A 15,005-nucleotide genomic window follows, 5' to 3' on the forward strand; every position below is an offset into this window, starting at 1 on the left:
CGCGACCTTACTTCTCGTAGATCTTCAGCAGTCGCCGGTACGCCGCCGGGTTGCTCAGCAGATCGGTGCTGTCGGAGATCTGATCGATCGACCCGACCAGCGGCAGCTCTTTGAGGCCTGCGTCCTGCACCTGCGCCAGGCACGCCTCGACGAACCGCTCCGCGCCGAGCACCATCGCCGGCCGCTCATGGAACTGCCGGGCCGTCGGATCGACCTCGTCGGTGATCCCCAGCGTGTTGTGCCGCCGCGCAACCAGCTCGTACGCCGAAACCAGCGCGTGTTCGCGATCCGTCTGCTCCTCGGCCTTGATGGCCTGCATCAGCAGCTCGTCGAGCCCGTCCGCGTGACCGAGCCGGTTGAACGCCGTACCGAGCCACTTCGAGTACGGCGCGTAGACGCGCTCCATCAACAGCGCCAGCCGCATCACGTCCCGCGCCAGCCGGGCGATCAGCACGCGGGAACCGAGCTCGTCCCCGACCTCGAACGTTCGCTGGACGAACGGTTCCTCCTGCGCGATCCGTGACCACTGGCAGGCGAGCATCCATCGCCAGACGTCGTCCGGGTACCACTGGAGAGCGTCGCGGACCGACTGCAGCCGCCCGTCGTCGGCGTACACCGGCCCGGCGACGACACCAAGGAGCTTCTGCTGCGGAGTGATCAGCCAGTTCGCCGTACTGAGATCAGCGGACGCGTCGAAGCCGAGCAGGTCCGTAAGCCAGTCGGAAACCGTGGTGACGGTGATGTGGTGGATCGGCTGCTGCGTGTCCCATCCGAACCGCACCGGATGCCCGCGGTACTCGTCCGGCAGCCCCTGCTCCACCAGCTCCTTGACCTGCTGCACTTCGCCGGCATCCACGAACACCTGCAGCCGTGGCCCCCACCCGTGATCCGTCGACCGCTCGGTGTCGTACCCGAGCACGTCGGATCCCCAGCCCAGCAGGCCGGCGGCGTACGGCGTACTGCCGAGCAGCGGCCGGATCACGTCGTCGTGGAAGCCGCGGCCGAGCTCCCGGGCCGAGATGAAGGTCGTCATGCGTCCCGACCCTAGGGCCGGAACGCCTTGCCTGCATCAGGTTTTCAGCTCGGCCGCACCGAACGAGACGTTGAACCGGTTGCACCAGATCGACACGCTGCTGAAGTCCTCGAGGTCGACCTCGCTGGGGATGACGTAGTTCTGGCTGCCCTTGTTGCCCTTCAGTTGCCCGAGGCTCCTGGCCTTGCCGTCGTCGAAGACGTGCCAGCCGGCCTTGCCCTCGACAACCTTCGCGTCGCTCAGCCAGACCTCTAGATCGGGGCCGTCGGAGGTGTCCAGGTCCTCCAGTCGCAGAACGCGCGATCCGTCCGGCAACCGCACGATCGACACCGTTCCGGAGGTCTCGTGTTCATGACTGATCAGCTTCCCCTTGTGCAGCACCACAGGCGTGCTCGGTCGCTCGACGGAAATTGTCGGTGGCGCCTTGGAGGATGAAGGCATGAGAGACGGAGCAGTGGTCGGTACGGCGGTGGAGACCGCCGTCGGTGAGGCGCCGGGAAGCGCCTCGTCGACGACCGTGTCGGTGAACACCCGCCACGGCTGGAAGAGCGGCAACGCCACCGCGGCGATCACTGCCGCCCCGGCGACGACGACTGCCAGTGTGCGTTTCGGTGCCATCGGTTCGCTCGCTCTCGGGGGATCTGGTGCCTTCGGAGGGGTGGCACCAGTCTGGCCGGACGCGCCGCCGCACGGGGCGCGCCGGGGCTTACGGCCCGTTGACGTCTGTCGGCGGGCGAGGCTACGCTGTGAGTGTTCGAACAGATGTTCGATTGCCTCGGACCCGGGTTCGTCGGGAGTCCGGAGCGGGGCGATCGGCACAACTGCTCGGCTCCGGTGCGGAGTTGCGGCCGCATCGGTGACCGGCGGACCCGGTGGGCCGGGCGCCGAGGTGGACCTCGACCCCCACCCGGCGCCCACCCACCGGGCCGCTACCCAGGGGAAGTTGGCGCACAGGAGGCGATGGAGCATGTGGGAGTTCGACGAAGCCGTTGAGGTGCGTTCCGGCGTCGTGGACGGCATCGAGTCTCCGGAGCAGTTCCTGTGGCGCGGCCGGCTCTGGATGGTCTGCGCGGTCCAGGCGCACTGGACCGAGACCGCCGCCTGGTGGGAGCGCGGGGTGATCGGCTCCGGTGTCGGTGCCACGGCGACCGCTGTCGCGGCCGGCTCGTCCGCCGCCGTCGGTGTCCTGGACGCCGACTGGGGCCCGCGCCGTTCGGTCTACCGGGTGGAGGCGGGCTGCGGCCGCCACGCCCGCCGCGAGATGTTCGACCTGGCCCACGACCCGGACTCGGGCCGCTGGCAGCTGGAGCGGGTGACCGATCAATGACCCTGTCCCGCCTGCTGCGCACGACCAGCCTTCAGTTCCCGCGAGACGACCAGCCGCTCACGGACTCCGCGCAGGACCCTCGCGCCGAGTCCGAGCTCCAGCCACTGATCTGTGGAAAGGGTGAGTAACCGATGACTGTTTCACCGGTTTCCCCGGCCGCCGCCGGATCGGCGACCCGCGACCTGTCCCGTGCCCGTGCCGCCCTGGCCGAGGCCCGCGAGACGAGCGACCACCTGATCCGGTACTCGACCGCCCACGTCGCCGCCCTGCGTCTGGCCGCCGCGGTCCTCGCCGTCCGGGCCCGCCCGGTCCGCTCGGGCCCGCGCCGCCGGGTCCAGCGCAACGCCTGGGTCCTGCTCGCCGAGGTCGCTCCCGAGTTCGCCGAATGGGCCAGCTTCTTCGCCGCCGGCGCCTCCCAGCGCGCCGCCGCCGAGGCCGGCCTGGAGCGAGCCGTCTCCACCCGCGAGGCCGACGACCTGATCCGCGAGGTCGAGACCTTCTACGGCCTGGTGGAAGAGAGCTTGCACATCACCACCCAGCAGGCACTGCCCGAGTACTCCGAACCCCAGTCGGTCCTGGCCCAGTCCTGGATGCAGGCCAGCTGACCCCAGTACCTGGCTTGCGGCCGAGCTCCCGTTCTCGCCGCAAGCCGGCCAACCGGGCGGCCTCATCACCCGCCCACCCACCTGAAGGACCCCGGCCCGCCAATCCACCGGGGTCCTTCAGTACGTCTGAGCTCAGGACCGCTTCGGCGTGAGGAGCCCGCGATTGAACGCCTCCGCCACCGCGGCGGCCCGGTCGTTGACCTCGAGCTTGCCGTAGATGTTCAGCAGATGCGTCTTCACCGTCGCCTCACTGATGAACAGCTGCCGCGCCGCCTCACGATTGTTGTTGCCAGCGGCCACCAACTGCAGCACCTCCAGCTCCCGCGCGCTCAGCGCATCGACAACCGGCGTACGCACTCTGCTCATCAACCGCTGCGCCACCGCCGGCGACAGCACCGATTCCCCGCGCGCCGCGGCCCGCACGGCACGGACCAACTCGTCCCGCGGCGCATCCTTCAACAGATACCCGGTCGCGCCGGCCTCGATCGCCGGCACCACGTAGCTGTCGGTGTCGTACGTCGTCAGCACGAGGACGCGAGTCGCAAGCTCCAACCGCCCGAGCTCGGTGATCGCCGCGACGCCGTCCATGCCCGGCATCCGCAGATCCATCAGGATCACGTCCGGCGCGAGCACCCGCGCCAGCCGCACCGCCTCGGCCCCGTCGCCCGCCTGGCCGACCACCTCGAAGTCCGGATCCGCCGCGAACATCCCGCTCAGTCCGTCCCGCACGACCGGATGGTCGTCAGCAATCACCAGCCTGATCATGAGCGCCCTCCCGTCGGGAGGCTGACCGAGATCGCCGTCCCGTTCCCAGCCTCGGACTCGACCTGCAAGCTTCCCACCAAAGCCTCGACCCGCTCCCGCATCCCGACCAGTCCGAAACCACCAGACGCTCCGGGGGTGAAGCCTCGGCCATCGTCCCGGATGTCCAACGCCACCTGTTCGTCCAGATAGGACAGCGTGACGCCAACTCGGCTCGCGCCGGCGTGCTTGGCGACATTGGCCAGCGCCTCCTGCGCCGTACGAAGCAACGCGGCCTCCGCCTCAGCGGACAGCGAACGCGGCGTACCAGTCGTGGTCATCCGCACCGGAACGCCCTGCAGCGCCGACCACCGTTCCGCCACTGTGGCGAGCGCATCGCCCAGCCGCGCGACCTCCAGCGCCTCCGGCCGCAACGCGTGAACCGATCGCCGCGCCTCGGACAAACTCTCCCGCGCCAGCCCGGTCGCCGCCGCGACATGCCGGCGCCACCCAGCCGGCTGATCTGCGGCCTGCTCCGCCGCCTGCAGTTGCGTGATGATCCCGGTCAGCCCCTGCGCCAGCGTGTCGTGGATCTCGCGGGCCATCCGCTGCCGTTCGTCGAGCATGCCGGCCTCGCGAGCCTGCGCGATCAGGCGGTCGTGCAGCCCGGCGTTCTCGACGAGCGAAGCCTCCAGCCGCCGGTTGGCCTCACCGAGCTCGGCCAGCGCGAGCTTGCGCTGCTTGTTGTGCTCGTCGCTGTTCCAGAAGATCCACGCCGCCGCGCAGATCGCGATCACGTTGACCGCCACCACCAGCATGTACGTCGTCAGCTCGAACGCCGTCGACTTCGGTACGCCGTGCATCTGCGACGTCCCCGCCAGCACGGCAACCCCCGCCGCCCCCGCGAGCCGCCAAGGCCAGGGCAGCACCGCGAACGTGTACGCGTACCCGGCGATGCAGAAGAACCCGAACCAGGGCGCCCGCAGAATCAGCACCGCCATCAGCACGAGCACGCCGGCGACGAACACGACCATCACCCCCGGCCGCTCCCGCCAGCCCGGGTGCAGCGTGAACATCCACACCATCCACGCGGCCAGCACTCCGCAGAGCGCCAGGTTGATCACCACCGCCCGCGAGTCGCCCCACTCGACCGCGACCGTGTAGCCGGCCAGGAGGACGAGCAGCACGTACGGCGCGACGGTGACCATCGGGTACCACCGCGGCTCCCGCGCCCAGAGCAACCGCGGCGTCGTACCACTCATCTGTCACCCTCCGCCCGCTACTTCTTCCTGAAGGCCATCACGACAACTCCCAGCAACAAAACCCCACAAACCCCCTGCTCCACCTTCAACCACCCCGGGAAATCACCAGGAATCGCCAGAATCACCACGATCGCCACCAGCATCGCCGCCGCCATCACCCGCAACCGCAGCAACCCCCGCGCCGACCCCCGGGCAGCACTCCGCGCGAACCGAAACATCACCACCGAGGTCACCGCCACGACCGTCCCACGCACCCACACCGCATCAGTCACCGCCGACGTACCCCGCAACCCCACAATCACCGCCAGCGTCAGCAGGCTCAGCGCGGCGTACACCCCCACCAGCCCCTGAACCCGCCGAAGGTCTCCCGCCCCCACAACACCCTGCGCCATCCCATTCCGTCCCATGCCGTCAGCCTCCCAACGCCCCCACCCAACCCACATCGCCCAACCAGCCCCACCCCCTCAACCAATCGGCTGAGTCAGCAGGCCAAGTCCCGTTCCCCAACAACCCGCCCGCAACTGCCGCCGCCCCGGACCTCGGTCGAGCGTCGGCGCCTGCTTCGGTGGAGTGGAGTCGGCCGCGCGGGGCTCGTGTGGGCAGCTCGTTCCCGGGAGTCGGCCCCGCGACTGCGGCCGCCCTCGGTCCTCGGTCGAGCGTCGGCCCCTGCTCCGGTGGAGTGAGGTCGGCCGCGCGGCGCCGGCGCGGGCAGGTCATCCCCAGGAGCCGGCCCGCAACTGCGGCGGACCCTGGAGGTCGGGTCGTGTGTTGGCGTCTGCGCCGGTGTAGTGGGGTCGGATACGCGGCGCCGGCGCGGGTGCCGTTGCCCAAGTACCGGCCCGCGACTGCGGTCGACTTCGGAAGCCGGTCATGCAGTGGCGCTCTGTGGTGAGGGAGCCAAGAAGGGGAGTGAGTAGGTGGGGACTGGGCTGGTGCCCGTGCCTGGTGCCAGCGCGGGAGCAGGCGGGCTGGTGCCGGTGCGGGGGTGGGTGGGGAGCGGGAAGTAGGGTGTGGAGCGCAGGTAAAAGTGGTGCGCCGGTGGTTGGTTGGCCGGCGTGGTCAGGTGAGTTCGGGCGTGGTGGGAGGGGTGTCTGATGGTCGACCGACGTCGGCGTACGTTGCGGACGGCGCTGGTGGCCGAGGCGCTGCGGGTTGCGCTGGCCGGGCGGACCCGGACCGACCCGACCGCTGGGCTCGACATCGTGGACCTGGGCGGCGGCACCGGCGGGTTCGCCGTACCGCTGGCTGTTGAAGGACACCGGGTGACCGTGGTCGACCCGAGCCCCGACGCGTTGGCCTCGCTCGAGCGACGTGCTTCCGACGAGGGCGTCAGCAAGCTCGTCAACGGCGTGCAGGGCGACGCGGCAGACCTCCCGCAGGTCGCCGGCAAGGCAACGGCTGACGCGGTGCTCTGCCACGGCGTACTCGAGGTCGTCGACGACCCGGTCCAGGCCCTCCAGGCGATGGCTTCTGTCCTGCGGGAAGGCGGTGTCCTCAGCCTCTTGGTTGCCCAGCGCAACGCGGTCGTCCTGGCGCGGGCTCTCGCCGGGCACCTGACCGAAGCCCGCACCGCGCTCCAGGACCCCGACGGCCGCTGGGGTCCGGCCGACCCGATGCCGCGCCGTTTCGACGAGGCAGCCATCGTCGCCCAGCTCGCCGAGGCCGGGTTCATGGTCCACACGGTGCACGGTGTCCGTACCTTCACCGACCTCGTTCCCGCCGCGATCGTCGACTCCGAGGCCGGCGCCGCGGAAGCGCTGGCCGACCTCGAACGAGCCGCCAGCCAGCACCCGGCCTTCCGCGCGCTGTCGCCGCAACTGCACATCCTCGCCACCCGCTGACGCATCCCCAGCAGGCCCGACGGGCGGCTAGTCGGCGACCTGGATGGCTCGTGCGGGGCAGAGGGCTGCTGCTTCGTGGACGTCGTGGGAGAGGGACTCGGGCGGAGTTTCGGTGAGCAGGACGACGATGCCGTCGTCGTCGCGTTGGTCGAAGACTTCGGAAGTCGTGAGGACGCACTGGCCGGAGGCGATGCATGTGTCCTGGTCGACGGTGACCTTCATGGGATTCCTTCGCTGCAGGGAGGGAGTGGGGCTACCAGGTGACGGGCAGGGAGTAGACGCCGTAGATCTGGGCGTCGTGCTTGAAGGGGATTTGGTCGAGGTCGACAGCTCTGCGCAGCGTGGGGATGCGGCGGTAGAGGGTGCTGTAGACGACCTGGAGCTCCATTCGGGCCAGGGGCTGGCCCAGGCACTGGTGGACGCCGAAGCCGAAGGCGACGTGGCGGCGGGCGTCGCGTTCGACGTCGAGCACATCAGGCTGGTCGAACGCGTCGGGGTCGCGGTTGGCGATGTCGTTGGGGAAGATCAGGCCGTCGCCGGCGCGGATCTGCCGTCCGGCGTACTCGAAGTCCTCGGTGGCGACGCGGCGGCGGCCGCGGTGGGTGATGTTGAGGTACCGCAGCAGTTCCTCGACGGCGCGGGCGACGACCTTCGGGTCGTCGGTGTCGCGCAGTACGGCGAACTGCTCAGGGTGCTCCATCAGTGCGAGGGTGCCGAGGGCAATCATGTTCGCGGTGGTCTCGTGCCCGGCGACCAGCAGCAGGATGCCGGTGCCGGCGGCCTCGCGCCGGGTGAGCTCGCCGGTGCGGACACGGTCCGCGAGCTCAGTCAGTACGTCGTCGGCAGGCTCGGCGAGCTTCAGGCCGATCAGGTCGTCGAGGTACGCGATCAGTTGGTCGGCGGCCGCCTTGCGTTCGGCCGGCGGCGTCTCCAGCCGGATGAGCATCCGGCTGGTCTCCTGGAAGAAGTCGTGGTCGTCGTACGGGACGCCGAGCAGCTGGCAGATCACCAGCGACGGCACCGGTAGTGCGATTGCTTCGACCAGGTCGGCGGGTTGTGGTCCGGCGAGCATCTGGTCGATCAGGTTGTCGACAATCTGCTGTACGCCGGGCTGCATGGCGCGGACGCGTTTGATCATGAACGGCGCGGTCACCATCCGCCGCAGCCGGGCGTGCTCGGGATCGTCCATCTGGATAAACGCGAAGCTGTCCCGCTCCTGCGAGACGTTCGGGATGCTGTCCGGGTACCCGGTCCGGGTGCTGTCGGCGCTGACCCGCGGATCGCCGAGCAGCGCCCGCTGGTCGGCGAACCGGGTGACCAGCCACGGCGTACTGCCGTCCCAGATCTCCACCTTCGCCAGCCGCTCCTCGGCCTGCAACGACTTCAGCTCCGGCGGTGGGTCGAACGGGCAACCAGTTGCCTTGGGCATCGGGTACGCCGGGGGTGCGGTCTGCTCGAGCGTCATCGATCTCCTGTCGTCGTCACGGTTGCCGGTGAGGGAACCATCACCGGGGCGGGCAAGGTCACCAGGTCACCGGAAGCTTGTGCACGCCGTACACGATCGCGTCGTGCTTGAAGTCGACCTCGTCGAGGCGGACGGCGGCGCGCAGCGTCGGGATGCGGCGGTACAGCGTGCTGTAGACAACCCGCAGCTCCATCCGCGCGAGTGGTTGCCCGAGGCACTGGTGGATGCCGAAGCCGAACCCGACGTGCCGCTTGGCGTCGCGCCGTACGTCGAGCACGTCGGGGTCGTCGAAGACCTCGGGATCGCGGTTGGCGATGTCGTTGGGGAAGATCAGCCCGTCGCCGGCGTGGATCGTCTGCCCGGCGATCTCGATGTCGGCCAGCGCCACGCGCGTCAGTCCGCGGTGGGTGATGTTGAGATAGCGCAGCAACTCCTCGACCGCGCTGTTGACCACCGCCGGGTCGTCGGAGTCGCGCAGCACGGCGAGCTGGTCCGGGTGCTCGAGTAGGACAAGGGTGCCGAGGGCAATCATGTTCGCGGTGGTCTCGTGCCCGGCGACCAGCAGGAGGACGCCGATCCCGGCGGCCTCCTCGCGGGTCAGTTCGCCGGCCGTCACGCGCGCGGCCAGTTCGGTCAGTACGTCGTCGCCCGGTTCGCGCATCTTCCGGCCGACGAGGTCGTCCAGGTACGACGTGAGCCGCTCGCGCGCGGCCATTCGTTCTTCCAGCGGCGTCTCGATCCGGATCAGGGCCTTGCTGTTGACCTGGAAGAAGTCGTGGTCGTCGTACGGGACGCCGAGCAGCTGGCAGATCACCAGCGACGGCACCGGCAGCGCGAACGCCTCGACCAGGTCGGCGGGTTGCGGGCCGGCGAGCAGCTGGTCGATCAGGTTGTCGACAATCTGCGGTACGCCGGGTTCCATCGCGCGGACGCGCTTGATCATGAACGGCGCGGTCACCATCCGCCGCAGCCGGGAGTGCTCGGGGTCGTCCATCGAGATGAAGCCGACCGGGCTGCCGGTCCTCGGCGTGTTCGGCTGCAGGATCGGGAAGCCGTCCTTGGTCCGATCGGCGCTGATCCGGTCGTCGGCGAGCAGCGTGCGCTGGTGGGCGAAGTGCGTGACCAGCCACGACGTGCTGCCGTCCCACAGCGTCACCTTGGACAGCGGCTCCGCGGCCTGCAGGGTCTTCAGCTCCGGCGGTGGGTCGAAGGGGCAACCACTTGCCTTGGGCATCGGATAGGTCGGGCCGTGGTCGAGCTGCGTCGCGTCGAGCTGCTGCATCGGGTTCCCTTCGGGTCGGCGTCGAGGTCCACGTGCGTGATCGGTCGCTCAGGAGGTGACGGGGGCTTGCCAGATGCCGACGATCGCGTCGACCAGGCCGGTCGCCAGGTCCGGCCAGGTCTGTCGCGGCATCGGCGTACCGGCCGCCAGGCCGCGTTCGAACTCGGCGCACATCTGGACGACGAGCCGGCTGGTCATGTCGCCCCGCTCCAGCCGGACCGGCAGGGGGAGATCGGACAGTACGTCGGCCAGGCCGTCGAGGATCTTCAGCACGGTGGGGGAGGACAGCGTGATGTCGGCGGCGATCTCGCGCAGCGCCGGGTCGGTGAGGAGCTGGGCCTTGAAGCGCGCGTACCAGGTCGGGTTGCCCAGCTCGGCCAGGTGGTCGGTGGAGGAGTGGACCAGGCAGCCGACCCAGGCGCGGATGTCGGCACGGTCGTCGATGCCGGCGACCATCTGCTCGCGCAGCTCGTCGATCCGGCCGGCGTGGCGGTGGATGATCGCCCGGACCAGATCGGTCTTGGTGCCGAAGTGGTAGCCGACGGCGGTGTTGTTGCCCTGGCCGGCCGCCTCGCAGATCTGCCGGCTCGAGACGGCGGCGACGCCGTACTCGGCGAAGAGCCGCTCGGCGGTCGTCAGGATCAGCGTGCGGGTCGCCTGCGAACGGTCGGTGCGGGACTGGAGATCACTGGTTGTCATGGCTCGGTACCTCCGCGTACAGCTTCGTCCGACTGTGGCGATTAAGTCAAGCGCCTGACTTAATCGTGGCCGCTGTGAGGCGTCCGGAGTACGGCGAAAGCAGGCTTCGGAGGCTGCTGAATGAGAGCGGTTGCCGGACCGTGACGCGCGGGACAGGCGGTCAGGGTTTCGTGGACCGCACCGGCGGCCTAGACTGGACTCGGCCTATCGAGATCGCGCTCACCATGGAGGGATCGACGGTGCCCCTCTCGGAAGAAGAGCAGCGCCAGTTCGAGCAGCTCGAACGTGCCCTCGCTGCGGAAGACCCGAAGTTCGTCTCCGCCATGCGAGGAACCAATGTGCGCTTGTACTACAAGCGCCGGGCAGTTCTGGCCGGCGTTGGATTCGTGCTGGGCATCGTGATTCTGATGGCCGGCGCGATCATTCCCAACACCATCATCGGCGTCATCGGTTTCATCGTGATGGTGGCCTGTCTGTACATCGCGGCGCTGAGCATGAAGCGGATCAGCAACGCGGGTGACGGCGACGACCTGCCGCCGCCCCCGCCGCCGTCGTCCAAGAAGCACCGGACCAGACACGACTCGTCCGGCAGTTTCATGGAGCGGATGGAAGACCGCTGGCGCCGGCGGCGCGACGAGGACCTCTGAGCCTGCGCTGACCGACACTGCGACCACACCCGCGCCGCGCGCCGGGTGTGGTTCTGGTTTGCCTGCTCGATACATCACTCCCGGTCACTGTGGGTACCGGTGGACCGCACGCGTTCAGGGCGGTCGCCAGGTCGCCACGGTCGTCGTTGGGAGTCGAGCATGAGCATCGGAGTCGGGATCTTCCTGATCGCCGTCGGGGCGATCCTTGCCTTCGGGATCCGGGACAACGACGCCGGGGCGGTCAACCTGACCGTCGTCGGGGTGGTGATCATGCTGGCCGGCGCGGCGGGGATCTGGTTGTCGTACAAGATCACCAACGACCGGCGCCGGGTGCCGACGGACGCGATCGACCCGGCGGTCGAGGAGCAGTACCGCACGGTCGAGGCGAGCCAGGAGCACGACCAGCACCACACGCGCATCGAGCACCGCCCGGAGGGCGCACCGAAGCCTGCCAAGCCGGCCAAGTCGGCGAAGGGGCAGGCAGCGAGGCCGCAGCCGATCACGCCGCAGCCGGTCGAGTCGGAAATCGGCGAACACTTCGATCCGGTGCAGGCAGTCGACAAGCCCCGTACGCCGGAGCAGCCGCCGACGCAGTCACCGCCCGAGGAGCCCCCGGGTGGTGGGGACCGCACCATCGAACTGGACCCCACAGCCAGCGGCCTCCCAGAACAACCGCGCCGCCGTACCAACTAACACCCCAAGCCAACAGCGCCCCCGGGGTGGAAACCCTGTACCGCGGTGTATTCACCTACCTGCGAAAGTACCCGCGCAGGCGTGCCGCCCAGGATCAGGGTCGAGGGCGATCGACTTGTCCTTGGTGAGGACCTTGCAGCTCTCGATACCGCCGCCGTTGACCTCGAAATGCACCTCGGTCCACGGCATCGGCTTGTCCCAGCCGAGCGGATGCTTCGGCGTGACGCTACTGACGAAGAACACCCATCCGGTGGCGGGATTCCCCGGCGCGGCGTTCGGCCCGGAGTACTGCTCCCCGTCGCAGATGCGGTCCATCGGATCGTAGCCACCTGGCTGTCGCGTGTAGACGGTGGCACCGACCGTCCTGCCCTGTGGCCAGCTGATCCCATTGACCGTCTCCGGGGTTACCTCCGCGTCGACCTGCAGCCCGAGCGCACGGACCTTCCCGGTCTGCGGCCAAGGTAGGCAGGAGAAGAGGGTCGGCTCGGCCTCGGCCTTGCTGGCATAGGTGACCAGGTCATGAAAAGTGAGTTTCAGTACCGCGGCGTACCCCTCCGTGTCCTTCACCCGGAACGTCGCGGTTCGGTCCCCAGCGGGTTTCGGCGCCTCGGGGGTCTTGGTGGTTCTGGCGGTCTCGACCGGCGCGGAGTACGTGCCCGGAGGCGTCAGGACGGTCGGTGGGCCGGTCGCGCCGGCTGCTCCGGAGCGAGCGCCGCACCCAGAAATGATGCTTACAGCAACAATACCGGCGGCCAGTGCTGCCGGGGCTCGGTTCTTCATGATGCTCCTGGTGACGGTGATCAGAACCGCTCGAGTTCGTAGAGCTTTCGGCCGGCCGAGTCGAAGATCGTGGCGTGGTCGGTGGAGTCGAAGCGAATCTTGTAGGTGGCCTTGTTCATGCTCTGGGTCACCCGGAGGGTGTAGAGGCCGTTGCTGTCCGGCTTCTCGGACAGGGCGCAGGACATCGGCCCGCCGATGTCGAGAGGCTTGCCCTGGTTGTAGAAGACGCCGTCGCATTGACCGTCCGAGCTGAAGGACTTGTTGCCCGTGCCGTCGGAAGCGGTCCAGTTGCCGACGACCGTGCTCGCGTCCGCCTCCGCCGGGCCGCCGAGCGCAGACGAGAGTCCCCATACCGCAAGTGCGACTGCTACCAGCGCGAGGACCGCGTAGAAAGGGTTCTGCCGGAGCTTGTTGATGACCTTGCTGCTGTTGTCGATGCTGAGGTCACGGCCGACCGTGTTGCCCTCCGCGATGACTCCCGAGTTCACCGATCCCCGTGGAGAGCGCTCCATGGCCGGCATCGCAGCCTCCAGGTCGGCCCTGAATCGCGGATCGGCCGCTGCCGCCGCTTCCAGGGCACGTACTGCGGCAGCGCGCGCCTCGTTCGTCGCCTCGCCGGCATCGCGGGCCTGAGCGGTGAGCCGCTGGATCGACGGATCGACCCCCAGCTTGGCCGCCACCACCTTCCAGACCTGTTCGCCGGCCGCGTCCAGCGCGTCGTCGCTCAACCCGTTGACGACCTTCAGCACTCGCCGTGCTCTTCCGGCCGCCCAAGCGACGAGAAAGCCAACCACCAGATCCATTCCAACCCCATCTCTGCTTGTGAACAGTTGGCGAGGCAGACCATCGGCGCGCCTGCCTCGCCTCCCCCCGGGGCTCAGTTTGCTGGCGTCGACGGACCAGTCGGTGCGGTTGTGCGCGAGCGGCCCGATGCGCACAATCCGTTGCAGAAAGTCACCAGACGTGCTACTCCTGGGGCTGGTTTACGAGGGGGGCCTCTATGCCGAGCGACCGATCCGCAGGATCAGCGCCGACGCGACGACTCACACTGCGCCACCGGCTCGCTTGGTTGCTGCGGGTCAGTCGTTTGCTGGGCAGGCAGCACGAGCTCACGGTTCGGACCAAGTTCGCCGCTGTCTGGCCGAGCGGACCGAATCCGCGATCGATCAGTCCCTCGACCATCTACCGCTGGGAAGTCGGCAGCTCGGCGATCCCGTACGCGGCTGTTCGGCGGTACGAGGAACTGCTGGAGCTGGCCCCCGGCCGTCTGGTGGCCGCCTTCGATCACGAACTCCGGGCGAACCGCTCGGTGATCGAGTCGTCCCCGGCGTTGGCCCGGAATCATCAGGTCGAGCCCCGCGCTCTCGATCGGCGGCTGGATACCTACCTCGATCGCGTCTGCGGGCCCACCGTCATGAGCGGCTGCGACTGGGACGACCTCACCGAACTGCTGGCGGCGAGGCCGACGGCATACCTGCCAAGCCGCACCTGGCGGGAGATCGCGCAGCGCCTGCTCGCAGAGATGCTCGTCGCCTGTGGGCAGGCTTGGGTACAGCGGTTCGAAGCGGTGAACCGCCTGATCACTCATCCAGCAGCGCAGGGGGAGCTGATCGACGCCTGTGCGGTCGCCGCAGCCGATCGCGACAATCAGGTGATGATCTCGACCGTCGCCGCGTTGGGGCACAGCAATCACCCCGACTCGATCTCCGTACTTCAGCAACAGCTGACGAATCCGACCGATGATCGCGCGCTGTGGGGCACCTTGGCCGCACTCTTCGAGGCAGCCACCCTGAAACAGCTCAACCGGGATCAGCGTCGTCGAGCCTCCCGGACGCTGCGAGAGATTGCTGCCGCCGGTGGCTCACTCGGGACGATGGCAGAGGAGATCCTGCAGGCGTTGTGGACGCTGCCGGGGCCAGTCGCGGTCGCTTGTGGTGGTCGGCAGTACCGCCTACGGGAACCTGTTTCGCTGGTGGCCCAGCGCGTCGCGCACGCAGCCGCGGCCGCCCTGCCGGCCTCTCCGGAGAGCTTCATGGACGACGTGCTTCCGCAGTTGGTCGAGGAGTTGCTGTTCGACCCGTCAGCGGAAGCCCGGCTTCAGGTCTCCACGCTGATCGCCGCCAGTCCTTACCGCGCGGCGATCGCTCGAGCCTTGTCGGCGGAGCTCAGGCGCGGCCGTGTTCTCACTGGCGACCCGGAGCGCTCCGGCACACTGCTGTCCGCACTCCGCATGATGGGCGGTCGTCCGGAGCGCGGACTCATCGAACGGATCGTCCTGGCCGACGGCCTGCCCGGTCCAACGATCTCCGTCGCAGCCTATGCCCTCGGCCACTTCAGTGGTCTCCCACCGGATTCCTGGTGGGACAGTGCCATCAGCAAACACCTGGCCGACTGGCACCGGAGTAAAAGCCCCACCAACCTCGCTGCCCTCCGCGGCCTTGCCTACAGCGCCGGCGTCACTGGAAACCAAACCCCACTCCGTCGCCTGAAGGCTGACCCCATCGCTCCCTCGGCGGTCCGCGCCGCCGCTACGTGGTGGCAGAACCAACCCACCCACATCACCACCAGCGCCCAACTCTGACGCCGCCTTACGCACCACAAACAGAACCCCCGGACCAGGTGGTCCGGGG

At 68.8% G+C, this 15,005-nt stretch carries 17 protein-coding genes; 6 read left to right on the forward strand and 11 right to left on the reverse strand.

What is annotated here, in order from left to right:
- Positions 1-7: 7 nt before the first annotated feature.
- Together ACYVIO_RS22465 and ACYVIO_RS22470 are read right to left on the reverse strand one after the other, a co-directional pair.
- A complete protein-coding gene (locus ACYVIO_RS22465; protein ID WP_460652823.1) occupies positions 8-1,033 on the reverse strand; it encodes a DUF4037 domain-containing protein in 1,026 nt (341 codons plus the stop codon).
- 36 nt (positions 1,034-1,069) lie between these two features.
- Positions 1,070-1,651 carry a DM13 domain-containing protein gene (locus ACYVIO_RS22470; protein WP_460652824.1) on the reverse strand — a complete coding sequence of 194 codons (582 nt, stop codon included), beginning with the start codon at positions 1,649-1,651 and terminating at the stop codon, positions 1,070-1,072.
- A 349-nt stretch (positions 1,652-2,000) separates the two neighbouring features.
- Here ACYVIO_RS22470 and ACYVIO_RS22475 point away from each other — a divergent pair, with 349 nt between their 5' ends.
- Positions 2,001-2,360 (forward strand): DUF6504 family protein, encoded by a 360-nt coding sequence (locus ACYVIO_RS22475; RefSeq protein ID WP_344169467.1) that lies wholly within the window; start codon positions 2,001-2,003, stop codon positions 2,358-2,360.
- A gap of 131 nt (positions 2,361-2,491) precedes the next feature.
- Positions 2,492-2,965, forward strand: a complete 474-nt coding sequence (locus ACYVIO_RS22480; protein WP_460652825.1) for an SAV_6107 family HEPN domain-containing protein — start codon at positions 2,492-2,494, stop codon at positions 2,963-2,965.
- 132 nt (positions 2,966-3,097) lie between these two features.
- Here ACYVIO_RS22480 and ACYVIO_RS22485 read toward each other — a convergent pair whose 3' ends face one another.
- Genes ACYVIO_RS22485 through ACYVIO_RS22495 form a run of 3 tightly spaced genes read right to left on the reverse strand, consistent with a single transcriptional unit; the run spans position 3,098 to position 5,375 of the window.
- Positions 3,098-3,730 (reverse strand): response regulator, encoded by a 633-nt coding sequence (locus ACYVIO_RS22485; protein WP_460652826.1) that lies wholly within the window; start codon positions 3,728-3,730, stop codon positions 3,098-3,100.
- Positions 3,727-4,968, reverse strand: coding sequence for a sensor histidine kinase (locus tag ACYVIO_RS22490; protein WP_460652827.1), 1,242 nt, complete (start codon positions 4,966-4,968; stop codon positions 3,727-3,729). The genes ACYVIO_RS22485 and ACYVIO_RS22490 overlap by 4 nt, the downstream gene beginning before the upstream one ends.
- A 17-nt stretch (positions 4,969-4,985) precedes the next feature.
- The gene (locus tag ACYVIO_RS22495; protein ID WP_460652828.1) at positions 4,986-5,375 is read right to left on the reverse strand and encodes a hypothetical protein; all 390 of its coding nucleotides are present in this window, start codon (positions 5,373-5,375) and stop codon (positions 4,986-4,988) included.
- A 687-nt stretch (positions 5,376-6,062) separates the two neighbouring features.
- On the opposite strand from ACYVIO_RS22495, the gene ACYVIO_RS22500 reads away from it, so the two are divergent.
- Entirely contained in the window at positions 6,063-6,809 is a 747-nt protein-coding gene (locus ACYVIO_RS22500; RefSeq protein WP_460652829.1) for a class I SAM-dependent methyltransferase, read from the forward strand.
- Positions 6,810-6,836: 27 nt separating this feature from the next.
- Here the strand turns inward: ACYVIO_RS22500 and ACYVIO_RS22505 are convergent, their stop codons facing one another.
- The 4 genes from ACYVIO_RS22505 to ACYVIO_RS22520 are packed head-to-tail and all read right to left on the reverse strand — an operon-like array spanning position 6,837 to position 10,255.
- A complete protein-coding gene (locus tag ACYVIO_RS22505) occupies positions 6,837-7,031 on the reverse strand; it encodes a ferredoxin (RefSeq protein WP_460652830.1) in 195 nt (64 codons plus the stop codon).
- A 31-nt stretch (positions 7,032-7,062) separates the two neighbouring features.
- On the reverse strand, positions 7,063-8,274 hold the full coding sequence (locus ACYVIO_RS22510; protein WP_460652831.1) for a cytochrome P450: 1,212 nt from the start codon (positions 8,272-8,274) through the stop codon (positions 7,063-7,065).
- 58 nt (positions 8,275-8,332) lie between these two features.
- Entirely contained in the window at positions 8,333-9,556 is a 1,224-nt protein-coding gene (locus ACYVIO_RS22515) for a cytochrome P450 (protein WP_460652832.1), read from the reverse strand.
- Between the two features lie 48 nt (positions 9,557-9,604).
- Positions 9,605-10,255, reverse strand: coding sequence for a TetR/AcrR family transcriptional regulator (locus ACYVIO_RS22520; protein ID WP_460652833.1), 651 nt, complete (start codon positions 10,253-10,255; stop codon positions 9,605-9,607).
- Between the two features lie 170 nt (positions 10,256-10,425).
- On the opposite strand from ACYVIO_RS22520, the gene ACYVIO_RS22525 reads away from it, so the two are divergent.
- Positions 10,426-10,902: a DUF3040 domain-containing protein gene (locus ACYVIO_RS22525; RefSeq protein WP_460652834.1), complete on the forward strand. Its 477-nt coding sequence runs from the start codon at positions 10,426-10,428 to the stop codon at positions 10,900-10,902.
- A gap of 159 nt (positions 10,903-11,061) precedes the next feature.
- Positions 11,062-11,595, forward strand: coding sequence for a DUF6458 family protein (locus ACYVIO_RS22530; RefSeq protein ID WP_460652835.1), 534 nt, complete (start codon positions 11,062-11,064; stop codon positions 11,593-11,595).
- A 51-nt stretch (positions 11,596-11,646) separates the two neighbouring features.
- Here the strand turns inward: ACYVIO_RS22530 and ACYVIO_RS22535 are convergent, their stop codons facing one another.
- Both ACYVIO_RS22535 and ACYVIO_RS22540 read right to left on the reverse strand, forming a co-directional pair.
- Complete coding sequence (locus ACYVIO_RS22535) at positions 11,647-12,375, reverse strand: hypothetical protein (RefSeq protein ID WP_460652836.1); 729 nt, start codon at positions 12,373-12,375, stop codon at positions 11,647-11,649.
- Positions 12,376-12,395: 20 nt separating this feature from the next.
- Positions 12,396-13,313, reverse strand: coding sequence for a hypothetical protein (locus ACYVIO_RS22540; RefSeq protein ID WP_460652837.1), 918 nt, complete (start codon positions 13,311-13,313; stop codon positions 12,396-12,398).
- Positions 13,314-13,375: 62 nt separating this feature from the next.
- On the opposite strand from ACYVIO_RS22540, the gene ACYVIO_RS22545 reads away from it, so the two are divergent.
- A complete protein-coding gene (locus tag ACYVIO_RS22545; protein WP_460652838.1) occupies positions 13,376-14,956 on the forward strand; it encodes a hypothetical protein in 1,581 nt (526 codons plus the stop codon).
- Positions 14,957-15,005: the final 49 nt, after the last annotated feature.

The sequence above is a fragment of the Kribbella endophytica genome (genome assembly GCF_054781295.1).